The 21032-nt window shown below is 53.2% G+C and carries 14 protein-coding genes and 1 riboswitch; of the genes, 7 read left to right on the plus strand and 7 right to left on the minus strand.

The annotated features are described in order from the left end of the window. Positions 1-1120: 1120 nt before the first annotated feature. From AU11_RS17930 to AU11_RS00445, 4 genes are all read left to right on the plus strand, one after another. Positions 1121-9811, plus strand: coding sequence for an RHS repeat-associated core domain-containing protein (locus AU11_RS17930; RefSeq protein WP_156035054.1), 8691 nt, complete (start codon positions 1121-1123; stop codon positions 9809-9811). 5 nt (positions 9812-9816) lie between these two features. Further along, a complete protein-coding gene (locus tag AU11_RS00435) occupies positions 9817-10176 on the plus strand; it encodes a hypothetical protein (protein WP_051686820.1) in 360 nt (119 codons plus the stop codon). A gap of 743 nt (positions 10177-10919) precedes the next feature. Beyond that, entirely contained in the window at positions 10920-11168 is a 249-nt protein-coding gene (locus tag AU11_RS00440) for a hypothetical protein (RefSeq protein ID WP_043315573.1), read from the plus strand. A 130-nt stretch (positions 11169-11298) separates the two neighbouring features. Next, positions 11299-11547, plus strand: coding sequence for a transposase (locus AU11_RS00445; RefSeq protein ID WP_051686821.1), 249 nt, complete (start codon positions 11299-11301; stop codon positions 11545-11547). On the opposite strand, the gene AU11_RS18635 is transcribed toward AU11_RS00445, so the two are convergent. After that, positions 11531-11872 (minus strand): TSUP family transporter, encoded by a 342-nt coding sequence (locus tag AU11_RS18635; protein WP_369797796.1) that lies wholly within the window; start codon positions 11870-11872, stop codon positions 11531-11533. The two genes, AU11_RS00445 and AU11_RS18635, sit on opposite strands and share 17 nt — an antisense overlap. 244 nt (positions 11873-12116) lie before the next feature. Here AU11_RS18635 and AU11_RS00455 point away from each other — a divergent pair, with 244 nt between their 5' ends. After that, positions 12117-12833, plus strand: a complete 717-nt coding sequence (locus AU11_RS00455; RefSeq protein ID WP_231491375.1) for a transposase — start codon at positions 12117-12119, stop codon at positions 12831-12833. Here the strand turns inward: AU11_RS00455 and AU11_RS00460 are convergent. Genes AU11_RS00460 through AU11_RS00470 form a run of 3 tightly spaced genes read right to left on the minus strand, consistent with a single transcriptional unit; the run spans position 12817 to position 15027 of the window. Beyond that, positions 12817-13590: a TSUP family transporter gene (locus AU11_RS00460; RefSeq protein ID WP_043315576.1), complete on the minus strand. Its 774-nt coding sequence runs from the start codon at positions 13588-13590 to the stop codon at positions 12817-12819. The two genes, AU11_RS00455 and AU11_RS00460, sit on opposite strands and share 17 nt — an antisense overlap. Before the next feature lie 24 nt (positions 13591-13614). Then, positions 13615-13914 (minus strand): GIY-YIG nuclease family protein, encoded by a 300-nt coding sequence (locus AU11_RS00465; protein WP_043315578.1) that lies wholly within the window; start codon positions 13912-13914, stop codon positions 13615-13617. 24 nt (positions 13915-13938) lie between these two features. Further along, positions 13939-15027 carry a PA0069 family radical SAM protein gene (locus AU11_RS00470; RefSeq protein ID WP_043317773.1) on the minus strand — a complete coding sequence of 363 codons (1089 nt, stop codon included), beginning with the start codon at positions 15025-15027 and terminating at the stop codon, positions 13939-13941. 130 nt (positions 15028-15157) lie between these two features. Between AU11_RS00470 and AU11_RS00475 the strand changes: the two genes are divergently transcribed. Both AU11_RS00475 and AU11_RS00480 read left to right on the plus strand, forming a co-directional pair. After that, positions 15158-16702, plus strand: a complete 1545-nt coding sequence (locus AU11_RS00475; protein ID WP_043315581.1) for an FMN-binding glutamate synthase family protein — start codon at positions 15158-15160, stop codon at positions 16700-16702. Between the two features lie 58 nt (positions 16703-16760). Beyond that, positions 16761-18002, plus strand: coding sequence for a sodium:proton antiporter (locus AU11_RS00480; protein ID WP_043315583.1), 1242 nt, complete (start codon positions 16761-16763; stop codon positions 18000-18002). Between the two features lie 53 nt (positions 18003-18055). Here the strand turns inward: AU11_RS00480 and tdh are convergent, their stop codons facing one another. From tdh to AU11_RS00495, 3 genes are all read right to left on the minus strand, one after another. Next, positions 18056-19084, minus strand: a complete 1029-nt coding sequence (gene tdh / locus AU11_RS00485; protein ID WP_043315585.1) for an L-threonine 3-dehydrogenase — start codon at positions 19082-19084, stop codon at positions 18056-18058. Positions 19085-19093: 9 nt separating this feature from the next. Then, positions 19094-20293, minus strand: coding sequence for a glycine C-acetyltransferase (locus tag AU11_RS00490; RefSeq protein ID WP_043315587.1), 1200 nt, complete (start codon positions 20291-20293; stop codon positions 19094-19096). Positions 20294-20574: 281 nt separating this feature from the next. After that, positions 20575-20790: a hypothetical protein gene (locus AU11_RS00495; RefSeq protein ID WP_043315589.1), complete on the minus strand. Its 216-nt coding sequence runs from the start codon at positions 20788-20790 to the stop codon at positions 20575-20577. A gap of 62 nt (positions 20791-20852) precedes the next feature. Beyond that, positions 20853-21006: riboswitch (SAM-I-IV-variant riboswitch) on the minus strand. Positions 21007-21032 lie beyond the last annotated feature (26 nt).

Here is a 21032-nt window from a genome sequence, read left to right on the forward strand (position 1 = left end):
GGCGTCAGTTTCCGGAGCTGCTAGCTATGTACTCCAGGAACAAAAAAACGGCGGCTCTTGGTCAACAAAATATAGTGGCACGGCCACGTCGAAATCTTTAACTGGACGCGGAACTGGAACTTATCGTTATCGGGTTGCAGCGGTCGAGAATAGTATTTCGGGCGGGTACCGAACCTCTTCAGATGTGATCGTGTCTCGAGCGCCGGCGGCCCCTTCAGCCATTACGGTGCCATCGGGGTCCGGTAATGGTGCTTACACTGTCAGTTGGAGCAGTGTTACTAATGCAAGCGAGTATCAACTCGAAGAGAGTAATGCGAGCACTGCAAGCTGGATACAAACCAGTACTCAAAAAAGCCTCACAAAGACAGCCAGTGGTAGTTATTCATACCGAGTTCGAGCTTGCAGTATTTACTCAGAGGTAAAAGCGTGCAGTGGCTATACTGCTAAAAGTACTGTCGTTGTTGCGCTACCTCCTGCATCTATTTCAGTACCGTCAAGCAGTACCAATGGCACCATCGCAATATCTTGGAGCTCCGTATCTGCAGCATCCAGCTATAAGTTGCAAGAAAAGAAAGATAGTGGCAGCTGGTCGGACGTTTACACCGGGTCTTCAACAAGCACCTCATTGAGCGGTCGGGGTACCGGAACCTACAGCTATCGCGTTGCGGCTGTCATCAGTAGTTATACTGGAGGTTACAAAAACTCCGCGAATGTCACTGTTTCTCGAGCGCCGGGAGTACCCTCCGGTCTGGTTGTACCTTCATCCTCAACGACTGGCACTTATACGGTCAGTTGGGGGCAAGTGTCTGGTGCAGAAAATTACAAAATTGAACAAAGTGGGGATGCTGGCGGATCATGGACACAAAGCGGTACCAGTAAGCAATTCACAAAGTCCAGTGACGGCAGTTTTTCTTACCGGGTTAGGGCTTGTAATGTCTACGGAGGGGTTACGTCATGTGGCGGTTGGACCTCAAAGAAATCCGTCCAGGTTGATGTCCCATCGATCACCGGTCCCACGACAAGTAATACAGGTGCATACGCTCTAACCTATGCGAGTGTTGCGGGTCCAGATGCTCAGTTGAAAGTCTATAAAGGCGGATCCCTATACGGAGATCCTACAGTGAGTACTGCAGGTGGCACTTTCAACGTAGGCGGTGCTGATACGGGGACTTGGGAATACAAGCACTATTCAGGCGATGAATGCCTCCAATATGGCACTCAGGGAAATTGTGTAGAACCAGGGTTCTTGACCTTGCAGGGGCAACACACTGTGGTCGTCGATATTCCCACCACGGGCGCGATCACTCTTGCATCCACCAACAAAACGGGTAGTTTCCCGGTAAGTTGGGTTGCGGCAACTGGCTCCCCTAGCCGTTATGAAGTTCAAGAGAAAAAAGATAATGGTGCTTGGTCAAGTGATGTGCATGGGGTTTCTTCTACATCACTGACTCGGTCCTCGCGGACTACCGGCGTATACAGTTATCGGGTCAGAGCGTGTTTTAGTGGGTGCAGCCTCTACTCGAATACCGCGACAGTTACGGTTGTGTTGACGCCTGGATCAATCGACGTGCCGGCCTCTAGTACAAATGGTTCCGTCGCCGTGTCCTGGGGGAGTGTTAGCGGCGCAGATAGCTATATTTTGCAGGAGCAAAAAAATAGTGGTAACTGGGTGGAAGTTTACGAAGGAGCAGCTGTCCAGGAAACAGTAACTGATCGTGATAATGGTATATATCGCTATCGGGTTGCGGCGGTCGAAAATGGGGTGACAGGCAACTATAAAACGTCGGGTAATGTCATCGTTTCACGGGCGCCGGCAAAGCCCTCGAATTTCTCCGTGCCAGCTACTTCCAATGGCGGCTATTCGGTAAGTTGGGGGGCAGTCTCGGCTGCAGAGCATTATATCCTGAATGAGAGCGGTGCTACCGCTAATAGCTGGACCCAGTCGGGAATTATTAAGTCGTTTTCGAAAACAATTGACGGGACCTACACCTATCAGGTGAAGGCCTGTAGCGTTTATGAAGGTGTTACCGCTTGTAGCGGCTGGGTTTCAGCTCAGTCGACAATAGTTACGCTTCCTGAAATTCGGATTGACTCTATTGACAGTGGGGAAGTCAATTTATTTTGGAAGAACTGGGCGGTTGATCGTGTAGTCCTTCTCAGGGATGGAGTCGATATTTATGACTCAGGTTGGAGCTATAACGGACAGGGGAAAGCGTATTCTGACACGCGGACTGTAAGTGGCACCTATGTATACTCATTACAAGGCTGGACATGTCACCAGGAAGATACTGACGGCGGGTGTGTCGATAAGGATCTTACCGGTGTCCGTGGACCGGTCTCTGCCAATGTGATAATCAAGCCCAGCGTACCGCAATTGGGTATTGATACTGGTAGCGGAGAGGCTACATCGTATAGTGGAAATCTAACTATTAGCTCCGAAAGTACGGGCCCAATTGATCAGGTCCTTTGGCAGAAGAGGTTAACCGGGCAGTCTTGGCCAGCTCAATCCCAGACGGCTACGACTTCAGTATTTGAAGTTACCCAAATTCCGGATGGCAATTACGAATTTCGTAGCAAAAACTGTAACTCCGAAGGGTGTAGCTCGAGTTGGAGCGATACCGTAGAAGTTGAAGTATGGAAAATAGATCCGCCGTCCGATCCGGTCGTTAACGAGATAGAAAATAGTGTTGATGGACTCATTAATATCGAATGGCAAGATCTGACACCTGAATTTGCAGGATTGTACAAGATCTATGAAAACGGTGGGCAGTCTCCGAAGTACGCTGTCGAAAACTCGTCCGGTAATAGAAAAGCACCGACCACACCACATGAATATGGGCCAGCAGAGCTTGCAGATGGTACTTACACTTACACTGTTGTCGCGTGTAACCCGGCTGGCTGTTCTAATCCTAGCGCACCAGTTTCATTTAATGTTGCTCATATCCCTGGTCGCCCCGATGCACCGACGCATGCGGATTCGAGTAATGGAGCCGTCTATGTGCAATGGGGAGTTGCCCCAGGAAATAATATCTATTACGAACTGAATAAGCGTGAAGTCGATGGAGATTGGATCCCGTCAGGACTTGGTAAAATTGATAAAAATGATACTACTGTGCGGGGGCTGACTGAAGCTGATTGGCAATTCTCAGTCAGAGCGTGTAACAAGTTCGACTGGTCATGCAGTGATTATAGCGAGGCATCTGTTTCGGTAGAAGTCGTTCCGGCCCCTGATTGGGCGAGCGCTGACTTTGTGCCGGCAGATGACCATTTAATTTCTCCGGGAGGGGCTCCCGATCATGACGGAAGCGTAGGCGCACTGCCCTCTGAGGGTGGTGTGGCTGGTGGACAAGCGAGTTATCGCTTACAGATTCAAGTTCCACCGGGAAGAGGTAATGTCCAGCCAAACCTCAGCTTTAACTACTCCAGTCAAAGCGGGAATGGAATTCTCGGTATGGGTTGGTCACTCAGCTCGAGCTCAGCGATTAGTCGTTGTGGTAAGACACTAGCCCATGACGGTATTTACCGAACAGTGCAGTATGACGCTACTCACGACAGGTTGTGCCTAGACGGAAAGCGGTTGATTCTAGTAAGTGGTACTTACGGAAGTTCTGGGGCAGTTTATCGGACCGAGATAGATGAGTTTACAAGAATCACGCAGTCCGGCGCTATCAATTCCTCTGGTAGTTCCTTTACCGCAGAGCTTAAGAATGGGCGGATTCGCTATTATGGTGGAACATCTGATAGTCGGCATACTCCGCAAGGTGCATCAGGAGTGCTGAGCTGGGCGATAAGCCGAGAAGAAGACCGAACGACGAATAAGAATTCAATTGACTACCAGTACCAGCATGTCGGTTGGGGCGAATATCTACTAACTGATATTTATTACAGCGGGGTTGGTACTACCAAAGGCAATCGTCGAGTTAACTTTGTTTATGAATCCAGAGATGATGTCAGCTCTAAGTACATAGCTGGTGGTCTAACGCGGCAGACCAAGCGTTTGGATAAGTTGATTACATACGTTGCCTCAGAAGAAATACTTGAATACAACACTCATTACAAGCAAAGCGATGCATCCGGTAGGAGCTTGTTGGAAAGCATAGAGCTATGTGGCTACGAAGGCACAATCCACATATGTCAGGCGCCTACGTTGTTGACGTGGCAGGATGCGGAGCCCCAATTCGAGTTGGAGAAGGTCGGCTACCGAGAAAATGATTCGCTTGTCCCTATGTTGCAAAGCAAGCGGCATATTGTAGATGTGAGCCCCCAGGGTGACGCGAATGCAGATGGTGTACTAGATTGGCCTACTTGGCAGCATGATGCGGAAGGTGAAGTGCGCGAGACAGGTTTAGTGCCTTTGCAAACTTGCGAAATCAGTTTCATTACCCACAAACCTTATTGCATCTCTGGGGATTTCAATGGGGACGGTGCTACAGATAGTTGGCGGTCCCACAATAACGTTTTACAAGTTTCCTATGAGCCGGGAAGCTGGGTTTCGACCGGAATTCCAATGAATGAAGGCCATTACCCTAAGCAGATAGTTGCCAACATCGACGACTACAATCGCGACGGACGCCCGGATATTGTCATAGAGCGAGGTACTGACAGTAGTGGAGATATCTATCTTTATCTCCATACGGGCAACGATTCTGCGCCCTTTGTAAATAACGGAAAACACCTGTATCAGTATGACGGTGAAAGTAACTACCGTTATACCTCTATTCAGTTTATGGGTGATATGGATGGGAATGGTTTGCCAGATTTCATGGAGTTTACCAACGACTTACCCATTAATAATGGCAGTAACTTATCTCGCCAGCCAATGCCGTACAGATTGCACTTGGCCGAGAGTAGTTCCCCCTCTCAGGTCACATTTAACGAAGTAAATCTCTCCCTACACGCAAATCCAGATTCTGGTAATGGAACTTACTTCTTCCATTATTTTATAGATATCAATGGAGACGGACTTCAGGATTGGGTTAGTTGGGATAATGATGCTGATCTGCTGGTAAGCATGAATAAAGGTAGCGGGATTTTTGGCGGCTGGAGAGTCATAGAGAATAGTAGTGGGCTAATCGAAACTCGCCCTTTCCCGTATTACCATCAAAGCAGTTCCGAGTGGCGGCGTGCGGTCTACGCAAAATACGCGAGTAACTACAGGCAAATGGACCTTGATGCTGACGGGCGCGCAGAGATTCTCGTTCCCGGTATTAGGGTGGCAATAGGTTGCCATATTGAATCGAGCTTCGAGCAGGGATCCACAGTGCAAAGTTTGACCATTTGTGGAGATGGCTTGTACAGCAAATTGCTGGACCCTACCAATGGCGGGCATCCACTCGAAGGGAAATCCATTGATGTGGATAATCACGATGACAGTGTTTACAAATACCAAGCTATTCGGTTCAGTGAAGATGCTTCTGGGAATATTTCCGCAAGTCTCGTGGCGACAGATTTGTACGGCTCCGCTACCCAAACTGCGTCATTTGATGGTTTTGGTAATGGATTACAAGATTTGGTGTTTACCTATGGTTGCCGAACCGCTGGCTGTTCTTACCACAGCACAAGTGGTGTTATGGATGGGAAATCTACCGGTGTTTATATTAATCGAAACCGGGGATCCGCAACTGAGGGTGAACGATACGCTCCAATCGATGTATTAGTCGGGGTTAAAAGCGGTTTTGGTGTAGAGCACGAATGGGACTATCGCCCTTTGTCCTCTCGCGACGACCGTTATCATACGCAAGACAAGCCCTTTTATGAGCGTGGCGGATATCTTAATAGCCTCGCTGAGGCAGTGCGAGCTGATCACCTTGAATTTACATCTAGTATGTACGTTGTCGCAGAGCACCGACAGTCGAATGGTATCGGCGGCCTGAATACAAAGCAGTACCGCTATAAAGGTGCCGTGTTTAATAGCCGCGGCCGAGGATTTCAAGGCTTTCACACTATCATCGAAGAGGATGAAGCGGCTAATATCGAGACCCAATCCGATTTCCACCAGATATTCCCACTTGCGGGTAAGTTGCATCGACAACGAAAATGGGAGTTGAATGATCGGGACTCAGACACCGATATTACGCAAGCTTTTATCGATTCCGACTTTTCGTGGCAATTCTGGCCAGCGGGTGGGCACGGCTCCCCAATTGTGGTGGAAGACTTGACGGATAGCTCTTCCGTTGCTGCTAATGACCCATATTTCGTGGGTCCGAAGGAGCAGAGTACAACGTACCGTACCTTGAACGGTGCGCGCTCCTTCCTTTATAAGCAGACCCAAAGCAGTAGCTTCGATGAATGGGGTAACATATTGCTCGCCACCAACCGATATGAAGAGGTGGGAAGCTCTCATATTGTTAGGAGCAGCACGAGTACGAAATACGCCCCTGCGGACGAGACCATCTGGTGGCTCAATAAATTGGAAAAGCAGACGGTCACCAAGCTCCCAATTCAGAGCCGTAGTGGTGTAGCAATAGAACCGAATACTGACCTGCAACAACAGATAGAAGTCTCCTATGAATCCTGGGATAGCGACGCCCGTAAACCGACTAGTGTTCTCACCGACCCCTCCACCGGAAAATGGAGCAGAGTGGAAACGAGCTATTCAGATTACGGGCTACCAGAGAAGGTTGTCACAACCGCAGAGGGAGAGGAAAACGATGAAGGTGTAGCAACTTCCCGTTTTGTGGAAACCACAGAATTCAGCGGCGACGGTTATTTCCCGAAAACGGTCAAGAATGCACTGGGTCACACGGTAACCACCATTACCAATCCCAAGCATGGTAAGCCGGACTCTGTGAGCGACGTCAATGGCTTGACCACAAACTACGAGTACGATGCTTTTGGTCGCTTAATCACTGTCTCCGCGCCGTCGGCACTGGGTCTGCGGCTGGCGCCGGAAGCTAATACTGCCATGGAGTGGTGTAATGCCAGCTGTGTCACCGCACCGGGAGCTGTTTACAAAATAGTGCAACAACAGGCCGGGACGCCCACCACACTTAGCTATCACGATCAGTTCGGTCGTGTTATCCGCACGGAAGTGCAGGCATTTGATGGCACTGACTGGGTGGTTCGAAAAACTGAGTTCAATGAGCTGGGGCAAGTGACCTTTGAGTCGGTGCCGTATTACGCCAGCAGCCCCAATAGCTACGGTACGCGGTACGAAGACTACGATACGCTCGGTCGTGTATTGGGCAAAACCGTGGATCAAACCAATAGCCAGATTTTGGATGTCGACTATACCCACGAGCAGGGTACAGGCTTCACCACCAGTATCTTGGTGAATGGCCGCACTATGAGCCGCACCTATAACGGCTTACAGCAATTAACGGAAACCGTTGACGCGCTAAGTGGTAGCACCAAGTATGCCTACGATGGTGCCGGTAACCCGATCGTGCTCCAGGATGCTGCGACAAATCGTATCATTGCCAAATACAACGCGCTGGGCCAGAAAGACTGGGTAAATGACCCCAATATGGGAGTCAAGTCTTTCACCTATAACGGGTTCGGCGAGGTCGAGACGGAAACCGATGGCAATCTGGATATTGTGAGTCTCACCTATGACCGCCTCGGGCGAATGGAAAGCCGTAGCGTCAATGGAGTGGAAGAGGCCAATTGGGTATATGACGCAGTGCCGAACGGTAAGGGGCTACTGTCCAGCGAGCACCGTAGTGATGCGAATTACAGCCGTAGTTACCGCTATGATGCCTTGGGTCGCCCCGATCAAGTTACTACAACGATTGATGGCCAAGACTTTGTCACAGTTAGCCACTTTGATAGTAGCTATGGACGCCTCAAGGGGTTGAGCTATCCGTCCGGGTTAACGGTCCAGTATGGCTATAATGATGCCGGCTATCAGTTCCGAACCAGTAATGCCGCCAGTGGTTATACCTACCGCGAAATCACTCATATGGACGCCTGGGGTGAATGGGAGTTCGCCAATGTTGCCGCGGACAACTACGTAATCGGGCGTGCATTCCATGCGGAAACTGGCCAGATGCTGGGAACAGCCTTCGATAGCCTGGTCCTGCAACATCAGATGTTGTCGTATGACAGCTACGATAGCTTTGGCAATTTAGAGCAGGCCACCGTCAGTGTGCCCAGCGAAAGTCCGTCCATGAACGTGGAGAATCACTTCTACGACGCGCTGAATCGCCTCGACTACACTACCAGAACTGATGGACCGGCCATCGACTATGACTATGACGCTATCGGAAACCTGCTTAAGAAGGATGATTTCGCTAGTAGTTATGAGTATACCGGTGGCACTACCGGTGGACCGAGTGCGGTCAAAAGCGTCACATTGGTGGGTGGAGGCACACTCAGCTATGGTTACGACGACAATGGCAACCGTACCCATGAGGGCGGGAGCCAGCAGGTCTGGTACAACGCCTTCAACAAGCCGATCCGGATCAGTCGCAATGGTGCGGACCTGTATTTCTCCTATGGCGCGGATCAGATGCGCTACAAGCAGGTCAATCAGGCCGCAGGCAAAACCACGATCTATATTGACAAACTCTTTGAGCATATTAGCGGTGGTGGCGATACGCAATATCGTCACTTTATTGACGATATTGCAGTAGTAACCACCACCGACAACGGTACGGATCTCACTCATAAAATTGGTTTCACTCACCGAGACCGCCTGGGTTCTACCGTGGCGATTGGGGACGAATCGGGTAACCTGTTGGAAACCCACAGCTTCGACCCGTTTGGCAAACCGCGGCTTGGCAATATCATGGACAAGGCGGTGGCGAGGCTGGAGAGCACTCTGACCACTCGCGGGTTTACGGATCATGAGCATCTGGATGATGTTGAGCTGATTCATATGAATGGGCGGGCTTATGATTACAATCTGGGCCGGTTTTTGTCCGTCGATCCGTTTATCCAAGAGCCTGGAAATAGCCAGAGTCTGAATCCGTATAGCTATATCATGAACAATCCATTGGCGGGGAGGGATCCCAGTGGATATGTGGCCTGTGCGACTACAACATGTTTTGATAATTGGAATAAGCCATGGAATGATAATTGGAATCAATTCAGTAGTGGCGAAGATGGACCCACTGAGCGAAATAAACTAAATAATGGTAAGGGAAATTCTGCAAGTGGAGTAAATCTTGGGCAGACTGTTGCATCAGAAATTAGTCAGATAAGCAACCGATCTGATATGCCGGGGCAGCAGGGGGCCATTTATGAGATCAGTGTTACTGGGCAGAGTAATAACAGTTCGGATGGCTTCGGTAGTGGTTTTGCGAAAGGTATTTTCGATCTCTTTGCTTCTGCGGCTTGGTATGACTCACCTAATCCTTTTGTTGAGCTTTACCCTGGGGAGTTGTCACCTGCAAATTTAGAGGGGGCGGATTATGAGTCTCCATTTGAAGCACCAGTTTCTCCAGAAGCACAGCTTGGCCATGACATGGCTTTGCCGGCTTCGATAGTGTTTGGGCTGGTTGCTAGAAGCCCCGCTGGAATAGAGAAGTCAGCAGCCAGAGTTTTCGATGTTGGTTTGCATAGAGAGCTTAAAGGTACGTTAGCCGGCCACGACTCTCATCATGTTGGTCAAGCGGCATTGATGAGACAATTTATCGACGGATATGATCGAAACTCAGCCCCTGCAATCTTAGTCCCTCGCGTGGGCCACACGCGTAGAGATGTTGAGAGGGGGATTGTCTCTCGAAGCACTACAGGCCTAACCAATGCTCGACAAGTTCTCGCACGGGATATTAGAGAATTACGTCGTGTATATTCTCCCCCTAACAGTCAATTACAAAAATTAATACAAATGAACAAAACTATGTATCCAGATCCATTTAGAAAGTGAGTGATATGAAAGGTCAGGAATTTGTCTCTAAAGTTTATGCAGAATTAGTGGAAAATAGTGTTTCTCAATATCGAGAGATGTATGAGAAAGCTAATCCGGAACGAGCATCCGATGAATTTGGAAGAAAGGCAATTTGCTTTTATCAAGGTCTAAGTTCAGATGATAAGGAAGTGCTGTTGCAAATGATGCGGCAGGTTTCGGTTGATACAGTTTCACATATTTTTGCTGTTTTAGATGGTGTTTCTTGGTTGGAGGGACAGGAGTCGGACTTCTGTCTATCGCAAGAGCATTCTCGTGGCACTCTGATTAATGGCGATCTTCAGGGTATGTTTCTCGAGCAAGATGAAATAAGGTCGAATCAATAAGAGATGAATAAATGGAATAAATAGGGTCAGATCAACATTTTGACACTTAATAAATGGGGTTAATAAGATCAACATTTTGATAATAAATGGGGTCAGATCAACATTTTGACACTTGACCTAACCTCTCACCACCCGTGGCCGGTTAGAATCTGGGCATCAGAAAAAGGACTTTATGATGGCCAGATTTCCTCGCCTAAACCCGGTAGGAATTCCACAGCATATGAATAAATGGGGTCAGATCAACATTTGCATTAAATGGGGTCATTCAATAAATGCAAAAATAAATGGGGTCAGTTCAAAATTTTGATGCCCTTTTAAACAATACCCCGGCAGAGTGGTCTGCTGGGGCTTTGTCGTTCGGGAGGCAGGCAATCAGGCCGACGTCCGCTGCCCGATCACCCCGTCCAGCATCTCCGAAATCAGTTTCTGCCGACTTCTGGGCAGTTGACTGATCTGCTCCATGTGTTGCTGTAGCCTGGAAGTGGGGCCGCGCTTGCCGGCGGTCTTACTCTCGTTGCTAAGCAGCTCGTCAATGCCGATGTGCAGTCACTGCGCCAGGGCGTACAGCGTGGAAACTGCCAGCCAAAGCCTGCCCACCTCGTGCTGCTGCCCCCCGCAGGGCAGCTAAAAAGAACTGAGAAGGGGGCTGAGCGCTGGCGCTCGCGAGCATGGGGCGAGAGAAAAAGCGGCAGAATGGGCTTGCCCGGTCGGGCAAAACGCAAAGATCCAACAGGAGATGAAATATGGTGTATTTGTACGCAGCAGCTGGTGCGGTGATAACTGGCGCCTTGTATCTGGGCTACCGCCAGGTTCGGCGGTTCTTCAATTGGAGCGATGGCGGTGACAACCCTCCGCGGGAACGGATTATCGCCCACCTGCCAATGTCGATACTGGCCGGCGCCATGTTGGGTTGGTTCTGTTATGAACCTGTGCAGGCGGCGTTGATCTGCTACGAGCAGGCTAGGCCGCTAGTGGAATGCTTGATGCCCTAGCCAGCAATGCCCCTCCGGACGCTGGCGCGTCCGGAATAAAATAAATGAGGTCAGATCAACATTCTGACACTTGATCTAACATCTCACCACCCCTAGCTGGTTAGTATCTGGACATCAGAAAAAGGACTTTATGATGGCCAGATTGCCCCGACTAAACCCGGTAGGAATTCCACAGCATGTTATCCAGCGTGGACATAATCGCCAGGCATGCTTTTTATCTGAGCAGGATTTGATTGCATACGTGCGCTTGCTGAAAGGGTACTCTAAAGAGTTTGGTGTTCAGGTGCATGCTGGGGTGTTTATGACCAATCATGTGCACTTGCTGGTTATACCGCAGCGTGAAAATTCCGTTAGCAAGTTATTCAAGGCTGAGGAATAAACCCCAGGTGCTGAGCGATCTGCCCCAGCGACATCAGTATGCACATTGTGATCACCAGTGGGCGAATCAGGCGGGTACCGCCTGCGAGCATGGTGTGACTGCCGATAAAGGCTCCCAGCATCTGTCCGACCATCATGGCACCGCCGATTACCCAGATTACTTTGCCGCCCGCGGCAAACAGGGCGAGGGAAACCACGTTGGTGGTGAGGTTGAACAGCTTTGCGCGAATAGTGGCGGTCAGCAGGGTTTGCCCGCGAAACGCGACCCCGGATGCAGCGAAGAAAGTCCCAATAAATGGGGTCAGATCAAATTTCTGACACTTGATCTAACATCTCACCACCCCTAGCCGGTTAGAATCTGGACGTCAGAAAAAGGACTTTATGATGGCCAGATTTCCTCGCCTAAACCCGGTAGGAATTCCACAGCATATTATCCAGCGCGGAAATAATCGCCAGGCATGCTTTAAATAAATGGGGTCAATAAATGGGGTCAGATCAAATTTCTGACACTTGATCTAACATCTCACCACCCCTAGCCGGTTAGAATCTGGACATCAGAAAAAGGACTTTATGATGGCCAGATTACCTCGCCTAAACCCGGTAGGAATTCCACAGCATGTTATCCAGCGCGGAAATAATCGCCAAGCATGCTTTTTATCTGAGCAGGATTTGATTGCATACGCGGGCTGGCTGAAAGAGTACTCTAAAGAGTTTGGTGTTCAGGTACATGCTTGGGTGTTTATGACCAATCATGTGCACTTGCTGGTTACACCGCAGCGAGAAAATGCTGTTAGCCGGATGATGCAGGCCATCGGAAGAATTTATGTGCGATATTTCAACCGAGAATATCGCCGCTCTGGGACTCTGTGGGAAGGAAGGTATAAATCCTGCCTGGTGCAATCGAAAGAGTATCTGTTGCAATGCTACCGGTATATCGAGCTCAATCCAGTTCGGGCAAATATGGTGGAGGACCCGGCAGATTATTATTGGTCCAGCTATTCCTGCAACGGATTGGGTAAACAGTCTTCTGTCGTTACACCGCATGCGGAGTATCTGGCTCTTGGTCGTGACACGGAGCAGCGGTGTGAGCGTTATCGGTCTCTATTTCGTAGCCAGCTTGACGGAGAGCTGATAGATGAAATTCGGAAATCCGTGAACAAAGGGCTGGCACTGGGTAGCAAGCAGTTTAAGCAGGCGCTGGAAGACAGGTGGCAGCGGCGGGTGACGGAGGCGCCACAGGGAAGACCAAAGTTACCAGTGTCCACTTTGCTCAAGGTTGAGGAATAACACCCAGATACTGAGCGATCTGCCCCAGCGACATCAATATGCACATGGTGATCACCAGGGGGCGAATCAGGCGGGTACCGCCGGCGAGCATGGTGTGACTGCCGATAAAGGCACCCAGCATCTGTCCGACCATCATGGCACCGCCAATGGTCCAGATCACCTTGCCACCGGCGGCAAACAGCGCGAGGGAAACCATGTTGGTGGTGAGGTTGAACAGCTTTGCGCGGATAGTGGCGGTGAGCAGGGTCTGCCCGCGAAATGCGACCCCGGAGGCGGCGAAGAAGGTGCCGGTTCCCGGACCAAAGGCCCCGTCGTACACTCCCACTGCAGGGACACAGGTCAGCGCCCACTGTTTTTCACTCATTTTCCCCTCGCGCTCGCTATTGCCCATGTTGGGAGTGAACCACACGTACAGCGCGACGCTCAGCAGCAACAGGGGGATAACCCAGTTGAGCCAGCTGGTATCCACCCGCTGAATCAGCCAGGCACCCACGCCCGCGCCAATCCCGGCGGTAATTATGGGGAAGATCAATGAGCGCTCGCGTAAGTGCCCCTTGGAATACAGGGTGGCGGTAGCGGTAAAGGTTCCCAGAATGGCCTGGCTCTTGTTGGTGGCCAGAGCGGCCACCGGCGGTACGCCGGCGAGTAGTAAGGCGGGTACCGTCAGCAGGCCGCCGCCGCCGGCCAGGGTATCCACCCAGCCAGCCAGCATGGCCACGGCAAACAGGATCAACAGCAGGGTCAGGGTGATTTCCATCGGGTACTTCTTGGGTAAGTCGGGTTAGGGGGTTTCGGAAGGCGAGTTCAGCGTTTGCGTCGGCAGACTGAGTGCACCGGCGATCAGCGCCTCTTTGCGTGCCTTGCTCCATTTTTTAATCTGCAGCTCCAGTTTGAGCGCTTCGGAATGGCTGTCGACACCCTGCTGGAATTCCAGGGTCAGAGGGCCGCGCCCACGCAGTGCCTTTGCCGCTTTTGGGCCACTACTGTTGTGTTCTTCGAAGCGCCGCGCCACATCCCGGGTAATGCCGGTGTAGAGCGACCCATTGTTGGTGCGAATCAGGTAAATAAACCAGTCGGACAAAACACTACCGTCGATAAAAAGCTATTAAAACAGACTCTGCTGATCCCCGGACTGGGGTGGCAGGGTGAACTGGCTGCAGTCCAGGTCCAGCTTGCGTGCATTCAGCCCCAGTTTGCGACAGGTTATCCGAAATCGCTGCTGCAGTAACTGGGCAAATACGCCGGTACCGCGCTGGCGCTGGCCAAATTCCGTCTGGTTGTCCTTACCGCCGCGGCTCTGTTGCACCAGGCTCATCACATGCTGCGCGCGCTCCGGATAGTGTTCCGCTAGCCACTGGCGGAACAGCGGCGCCACCTCGTAGGGCAGCCGCAGCAGAATATAGGCGGCGTGGATGGCACCCGCCCCGTGGGCTTGAGTGAGTATCTGCTCCAGTTCCGAATCGTTGAGGGCGGGAATCATCGGCGCGGCCATCACAGCGGCGGGAATGCCGGCATTGGCCAGCGCTTCAATGGTGCGCAGGCGCGCCGCCGGTCCCGCGGTGCGTGGCTCCAGCCTGCGTTTCAGTTCGTGGTCCAGTGTGGTTACGCTGATGCCCACGTGTACCAGATTGTCCCGGGCCATTTCCGCCAGTATTGGCAGGTCACGCAGGATCAGCTGGCTCTTGGTGACGAGGGTGACCGGGTGGCGATAGCGCTGCAGGGTTTCCAGTATCCGGCGGGTGATCTGTTTGTCTTTCTCGAGCGGCTGGTAGGGGTCGGTATTGGTACCCATGGCGATGGGGCTGCACCGGTAGCTCTTTTTGCGCAGTGCCGATTCCAGCAGTTCCACCGCATTGGGCTTGTAGAACAGCCGGGTTTCAAAATCGAGCCCGGGCGACAGGTCCATATAAGCGTGGGCCGGACGGGCGTAGCAATAAACACAGCCATGCTCACAGCCCCGGTAGGCGTTGATCGACTGGGTGAAGGGAATATCCGGTGAGTTATTGGTGGCGATGATCGATTTCGCCTTCTCCTCAATCGCTACCGTCTCGATCCGCTCCTGAGGTTCCAGCAGGGTCTCCCAGCCGTCACTCTCGCGGCTGCTAACCTGATCTACAAAGCGTCCCGCCAGGTTACTGGTGGCTCCGCGGCCCTTGAGGGATTGGGTGGGGTTGTCGGGAGCGTCATTGGCCACGGTGGGTATTCGGTGCTTGGCTGTATGTTTGTACAGTTTATTGCCAGGCCGCAGACGGTGCAAGAGCGTTCCCCAGCACTTACAATGACCGACCAGTACGCGCTAAAAACCAGCCATCAGGAACTAGGGAATGGATCTTCAATCTGTCGCCGCTATTTATGCGTTTGCGGTCAAGGTGCTCCAGATATTCGCCATGCTGTTTGCTTTCGGGCTGGTGGTGCTGGTGCTGTATGTGGTGTATCTGTATCTGTCGGATATCAGCCAGACCAAACAGGCGATCCGCCGCAATTTTCCGGTACTGGGGCGTTTCCGCTATCAGTTCGAGCACCTGGGCGAGTTCTTCCGCCAGTATTTCTTTGCCCTCGACCGGGAGGAGATGCCGTTCAATCGCGCCCAGCGCAGCTGGGTGTATCGGGCAGCGAAGAATGTGGATTCCACCCTGGCCTTTGGTTCCACCCGCCCCCTGAATCAGCCCGGCGATATAGTATTTCTCAATCATCCGTTTCCCACTCTGGCCAAGGATGCAGTACCAGCGCGGGAGGTCACTCTGGGGGAGGGTGTTGCACGCAGACCCTATACCACCCGCTCGATTTTCAATATTTCCGGAATGAGCTTTGGCGCCCTGTCGGTACCGGCGGTGACTGCGCTTTCCAAAGGCGCGGCGAAAGCCGGTATCTGGCTGAACACCGGGGAAGGGGGCCTGTCTTCCCATCATCTGGCCGGTGGTTGTGACATCGTGTTTCAGATTGGCACAGCCAAATACGGCGTGCGCGATGCCGAGGGCAATCTGTCCGATGCAAAGCTGCGCGAGGTTGCCGGGCACGAGCAGGTGAAAATGTTCGAGCTGAAACTCTCGCAAGGGGCAAAACCCGGTAAGGGCGGTATCCTGCCGGGGGTGAAGGTGACACCGGAGATTGCCCATGTGCGCGGCATACCGGTGGGAGAAGATTCAATCAGCCCCAACGGCCACCCGGAAATCAAGGACGTCGAGGGGCTGCTGGATATGCTCAATCATATTCGCGAAGTCACCGGCAAGCCCACCGGGTTCAAATGTGTGATCGGCAATAGCGACTGGCTGCACGAACTGTGTGAGGCCATTTTGCGCCGCGGCGCCGAGAGCGCGCCGGACTTCATCACCATCGACAGTGCCGATGGCGGCAGCGGTGCCGCGCCGCAGAGCCTGATGGACTACATGGGTCTGCCACTGAATCGCAGCCTGCCCCTGGTGGTGGATCTGATTGCCGAATACGGTCTGCGCGACCGCATTAAAATCATTTGTGCGGGCAAACTGCTCACTCCGTCGATGGTGGCCTGGGCGCTCGCCATGGGGGCCGACTTCGTCAACTGCGCGCGGGGATTTATGTTCGCCCTCGGCTGTATTCAGGCCATGCAGTGCAACAAAAACACCTGCCCGACCGGCGTCACTACACACAACCCGGATTTACAGCAGGGGCTGGACCCCATGGACAAAGCGGAGCGTGTCTATCACTACGCGCACAATATGGAATACGAGGTGGGAACCATCGCGCACTCCTGTGGCGTACCGGAACCGCGCCAGTTGCGTCGCGCACACGTTGAGGTCATCAACGAACGCGGTGTGCCGGTACCGCTGACCACCCTGGCGCCGGAAGGTAGGCCCAAGGCGGTGATCGCCAGCGATCGCGATCAGATCTGAGCCGCGTTACGCTCTACATAGGCACAACATACATACGCACAACAGAGAGACCGCGAGCATGGAAGGCGTCACCACACTGGTTGGGCAGGGGCTGTATATGGCGGTGGCCGCAGTGGTCGGTCTCGGTATCGCCCGTGTTCTGAAGCGCGATAACACCCTTGGTTGTCTGATCGCAGGCGTGCTGGCCGGGATGCTGTTACCGGTATTCGACTACGACACCGGGCTGCGCGCGGAAAACCTGCATCAGCTGGTATTTTTCGTCATCCTGCCGGTACTGATTTTTCAGTCCGCGTGGAAGATTGATCCGGATATCCTGTTTCGCTGGCTGGGGCCGGTACTGCTGCTGGCGACCCTCGGCGTGTTGATCTGTTGTCTGATTACGGCGCTGCTTGTCTTCTACGGTATTCACCATCCCACCGGTTTTCCCTGGCTGGCCGCGTTTCTCACTGGCGCCATACTGGCCGCCACCGATCCGGTGGCGGTGGTGGCGCGTTTGCGCCAGAGTCGCGCAAATGAAGAGTTGTTAACCCTGGTGGAAGGGGAAAGCCTGTTTAACGATGCGGTCGCAATTGTGCTGTTTGCTTTTGCGCTGGGTATTGCCAGTCACAGTGCGATGGAAGGCAGTGTGGCCACCGGCGAGGCGATCAGTGGCGTGGGCGGTTTTGCGCTGTATTTTGCGGCGGTATTTTTTGGTGGCCTTGCGGTGGGCACCATCTGTGGGCTGGTTACCGCTATCGTGATTCTGTTTCTCGGCTCGGCGGGCGCTGCGCTGATGGTTCTGGTGCTGGCGGCCTTCGGCAGCTTTTATCTGGCGGAGCACGTGGTCGGGGTCTCAGGAATCCTGTCGGTCATGATCTGCGCCATTGTGGCTCGCGCCTGTCTGCGCGAGCAGCAGGAAACCTACCTGGCCCATGCGGCACCGACCTGGGAGTGGCTGGGGTTATTTTTCAATGCGTTGATCTTCGTGATCATGGGGCTGGTGATCACCTTCGAGATGTTCACCCATCAATGGCTGGCGATGATTATTGCGATTGTTGCTGCAATCGGAGCGCGGGCACTGGCGGTGTTTCTGGTGGCGCCCTTTGCGCGTTTTGTGGGGCCGCCGATTCCAAACAGCTGGCGTTTGATTTTGAGCTGGGGCGGTTTGCGGGGTGTAATAGCGGTGGCGCTGGTGCTGTCACTGCCCACGGAACTGCCGTACTGGTGGACGGTGCAGTCGATGGTATTTGGCGTGGTGTTGTTTTCGTTACTGATACAGGGGACAACCAGTACGCGATTGATCAATAAACTGGGGCTTTGAATACGGGCAGCGATATCGCTGCCCGTAGGTGGTCAGGTAGATAGCCAGGGCATTTAGGACGCCCAATTCAGAATAACCTTGCCTGATTCCCCGGAACCCATGGTGTCAAAACCCTGCTGGAATTCGTCCACGGAAAATTGGTGGGTGATTATGGGGGAGAGGTCGAGGCCGGATTGGATCAGGCTGGCCATTTTGTACCAGGTCTCGAACATTTCCCGTCCGTAGATACCCTTGAGAATCAGGCCTTTAAAGATCACCTGACTCCAGTCGATGGCCATTTCGCCCGGGGGAATCCCCAGCATGGCAATCTTGCCGCCGTGGTTCATGGCGGAGAGCATATCGCGGAAGGCGACGGCGACGCCGGACATTTCCAGGCCCACGTCAAAGCCTTCGGTCATGCCGATGTCTTTCATTACATCCGACAGTTTTTCCCTGCTGACATTGACGGTGCGCGTCGCGCCCATTTTCTTTGCCAGTTCCAGACGGTAGTCGTTGATATCGGTAATCACCACATGGCGTGCACCGACGTGGCGGGCGACGGCCGCGGCCATGATCCCGATGGGGCCGGCACCGGTAATCAGAACGTCTTCACCGACGAGATCAAACGACAGTGCCGTGTGCACCGCATTGCCAAACGGATCGAAGATGGAGGCGAGCTCATCGGAAATATTGTCCGGAATCTTGAAGGCGTTGAGAGCCGGGATTACCAGGTATTCCGCAAACGCGCCCTGGCGGTCTACGCCCACACCGTAGGTATTGCGGCACAGGTGGCGGCGGCCGGCGCGGCAGTTGCGGCAGTGGCCACAGGTGATATGGCCTTCGCCACTCACTCTGTCACCGATCTTGAAACCGGCGACTTCCTGGCCCATGCCAACAACTTCACCCACATACTCGTGGCCCACCACCATGGGGACGGGAATGGTTTTCTGCGACCATTCGTCCCAGTGGTAAATGTGCATGTCGGTGCCGCAGATCGCGGTTTTACGGATCTTGATCAGCAGGTCGTTGTGGCCCGGTTCCGGTACCTCAACGTCGGTCATCCAGATGCCGGGTTCGGACTTTAATTTGGATAATGCTTTCATAAATACTGCTTAGATAATCTCGAGTTCTTTACCGACTTCAATAAATGCATCGATGCAGCGATCCAGCTGTTCGCGGGTGTGCGCGGCGGACATCTGGGTGCGGATGCGGGCCTGACCTTTGGGGACCACCGGGTAGAAGAAGCCCACCACGTAAATGCCTTTCTCCAGCATCTTGTCGGCCATTTTCTGTGCCAGGGCGGCGTCACCGATCATTACCGGAATAATCGCGTGGTCCGCACCGGCGAGGGTGAAGCCGGCGTCGGTCATGCGCTTGCGGAAGTACTGGGAGTTTTCCTGCAGCTGGTCGCGCAGTTCGCCACCTTCCACCAGCATGTCCAGCACCTTCAACGACGCGGTGACGATGGCGGGCGCGACGGAGTTGGAGAACAGGTAGGGGCGCGAGCGCTGGCGCAGCAGGTCGATGATTTCCTTGCGGCCGGAGGTGAATCCGCCGGAGGCGCCGCCGAGGGCTTTGCCGAGGGTGCCGGTGATGATGTCGACGCGCTCGACCACGTCGCAGTATTCGTGAGTACCGCGGCCGTGTTGGCCAAGGAAGCCGACGGCGTGGGAGTCGTCGACCATTACCAGTGCATTGTATTTGTCCGCCAGGTCGCAGATGCCTTTGAGGTTGGCGATGACGCCGTCCATGGAGAAGACGCCGTCGGTGGCGATCAGTTTGGTTTTGGCGCCGGCGGCGTCAGCGGCCTGCAGTTGCGCTTCGAGATCGGCCAGGTCGTTGTTGGCGTAGCGGAAGCGTTTGGCTTTACACAGGCGCACGCCGTCGATGATGGAGGCGTGGTTGAGGGCGTCGGAGATGATGGCATCGTCTGGGCCCAGTAATGTTTCGAAGAGGCCGCCGTTGGCGTCGAAACAGGAGGTGTAAAGGATGGTGTCTTCGGTCTGTAAAAATTCAGACAGCTGGAATTCCAGGGCTTTGTGGATGTCCTGGGTGCCGCAGATAAAGCGCACGGAGGCCATGCCGAAGCCGTACTGGTCGAGGCCTTCTTTGGCGGCTTCGATCAAGTCCGGGTGGTTGGCGAGCCCGAGGTAGTTGTTGGCGCAGAAGTTGAGGACCTGGTCTTCGTTATTGACCTGGATCTCTGCACTCTGCTGCGAGGTAATGATGCGCTCGCGCTTGTAGAGGCCATCGGCCTCGATCTGTTTCAGTTCGTCGCGCAGGTGCTGGAAAAATTGCTCGGGCTTGGACATGGCGTTGTTATTGGCTCCTGTCAGTGCTTTTGGCAGTAGGACTATTTCAGGCGTCGGTGGTACCGCTTGTTCGCGATCTGTGGCGGCAGCGCTAGCGGGTATAGCCTTGTGAGACACGCCGTGAACCCATCCCTGGGGGCTCTGCAAAAACATCCTGTTTTTGAAGGTCTCACAAGGCTATACCCGCTATCGCAGCCTTATCGGCAACCCTATAGGTTATCAATCCAGTAAAGTGGAAAGAGTCTGTATATCCACTTTTTCAATCCGTGCCTAGTGTAGTGTCATCCCACCAGTTCACAGGCCTTGTGAGCCGTGACCGGTGCGTCGCTGGCGCGGCAGTGGGTAGCGAAGGCCAGCGCGTCTTCCGTTGTGTCGAACAGTAGTTGCCACAGCAGTTGCCGATCGCTGCGTTTCACTGCCCGGACGGCGGTTCGGGCGCGCTGGGGCGCGATCTGGATTTCGATAACGTCGGTGCTGGATAGCTGTAATTCGGACATGTTCCCTCCAAAAATTCTGGAGGGCTGACGGCGGAAGAGGCGATTCGTCAGTTAAAAAAATCGCATCCCGGTAGGATTGCAACGCTGTAACCAATGCGGTTCAGCGAGAGCCCCATCCTCTACACGGGCCGTACGCTGGTACGTTCCGTGACGAGAAACCACCTTGCCCCGGTAGGCAGGTTGGCGTTGGCGTCAGCCACTCTCTTGATGTCGGGGGCAAAGATAGCGATGGCGGAACAGCC

The organism is Microbulbifer sp. HZ11, assembly GCF_000708675.1.
GTDB lineage: Bacteria > Pseudomonadota > Gammaproteobacteria > Pseudomonadales > Cellvibrionaceae > Microbulbifer.

Excerpts from the sequence above, each read along its gene's own strand:
- AU11_RS00435 (WP_051686820.1), top strand. The coding sequence starts at position 9,817 with ATGAAAGGTCAGGAATTTGTCTCTAAAGTTTATGCAGAATTAGTGGAA.
- AU11_RS00440 (WP_043315573.1), top strand. The coding sequence starts at position 10,920 with ATGGTGTATTTGTACGCAGCAGCTGGTGCGGTGATAACTGGCGCCTTG.
- AU11_RS00445 (WP_051686821.1), top strand. The coding sequence starts at position 11,299 with ATGATGGCCAGATTGCCCCGACTAAACCCGGTAGGAATTCCACAGCAT.
- AU11_RS00455 (WP_231491375.1), top strand. The coding sequence starts at position 12,117 with ATGATGGCCAGATTACCTCGCCTAAACCCGGTAGGAATTCCACAGCAT.
- AU11_RS00460 (WP_043315576.1), bottom strand. The coding sequence starts at position 13,590 with ATGGAAATCACCCTGACCCTGCTGTTGATCCTGTTTGCCGTGGCCATG.
- AU11_RS00475 (WP_043315581.1), top strand. The coding sequence starts at position 15,158 with ATGGATCTTCAATCTGTCGCCGCTATTTATGCGTTTGCGGTCAAGGTG.
- AU11_RS00480 (WP_043315583.1), top strand. The coding sequence starts at position 16,761 with ATGGAAGGCGTCACCACACTGGTTGGGCAGGGGCTGTATATGGCGGTG.
- tdh (WP_043315585.1), bottom strand. The coding sequence starts at position 19,084 with ATGAAAGCATTATCCAAATTAAAGTCCGAACCCGGCATCTGGATGACC.
- AU11_RS00490 (WP_043315587.1), bottom strand. The coding sequence starts at position 20,293 with ATGTCCAAGCCCGAGCAATTTTTCCAGCACCTGCGCGACGAACTGAAA.
- AU11_RS00495 (WP_043315589.1), bottom strand. The coding sequence starts at position 20,790 with ATGTCCGAATTACAGCTATCCAGCACCGACGTTATCGAAATCCAGATC.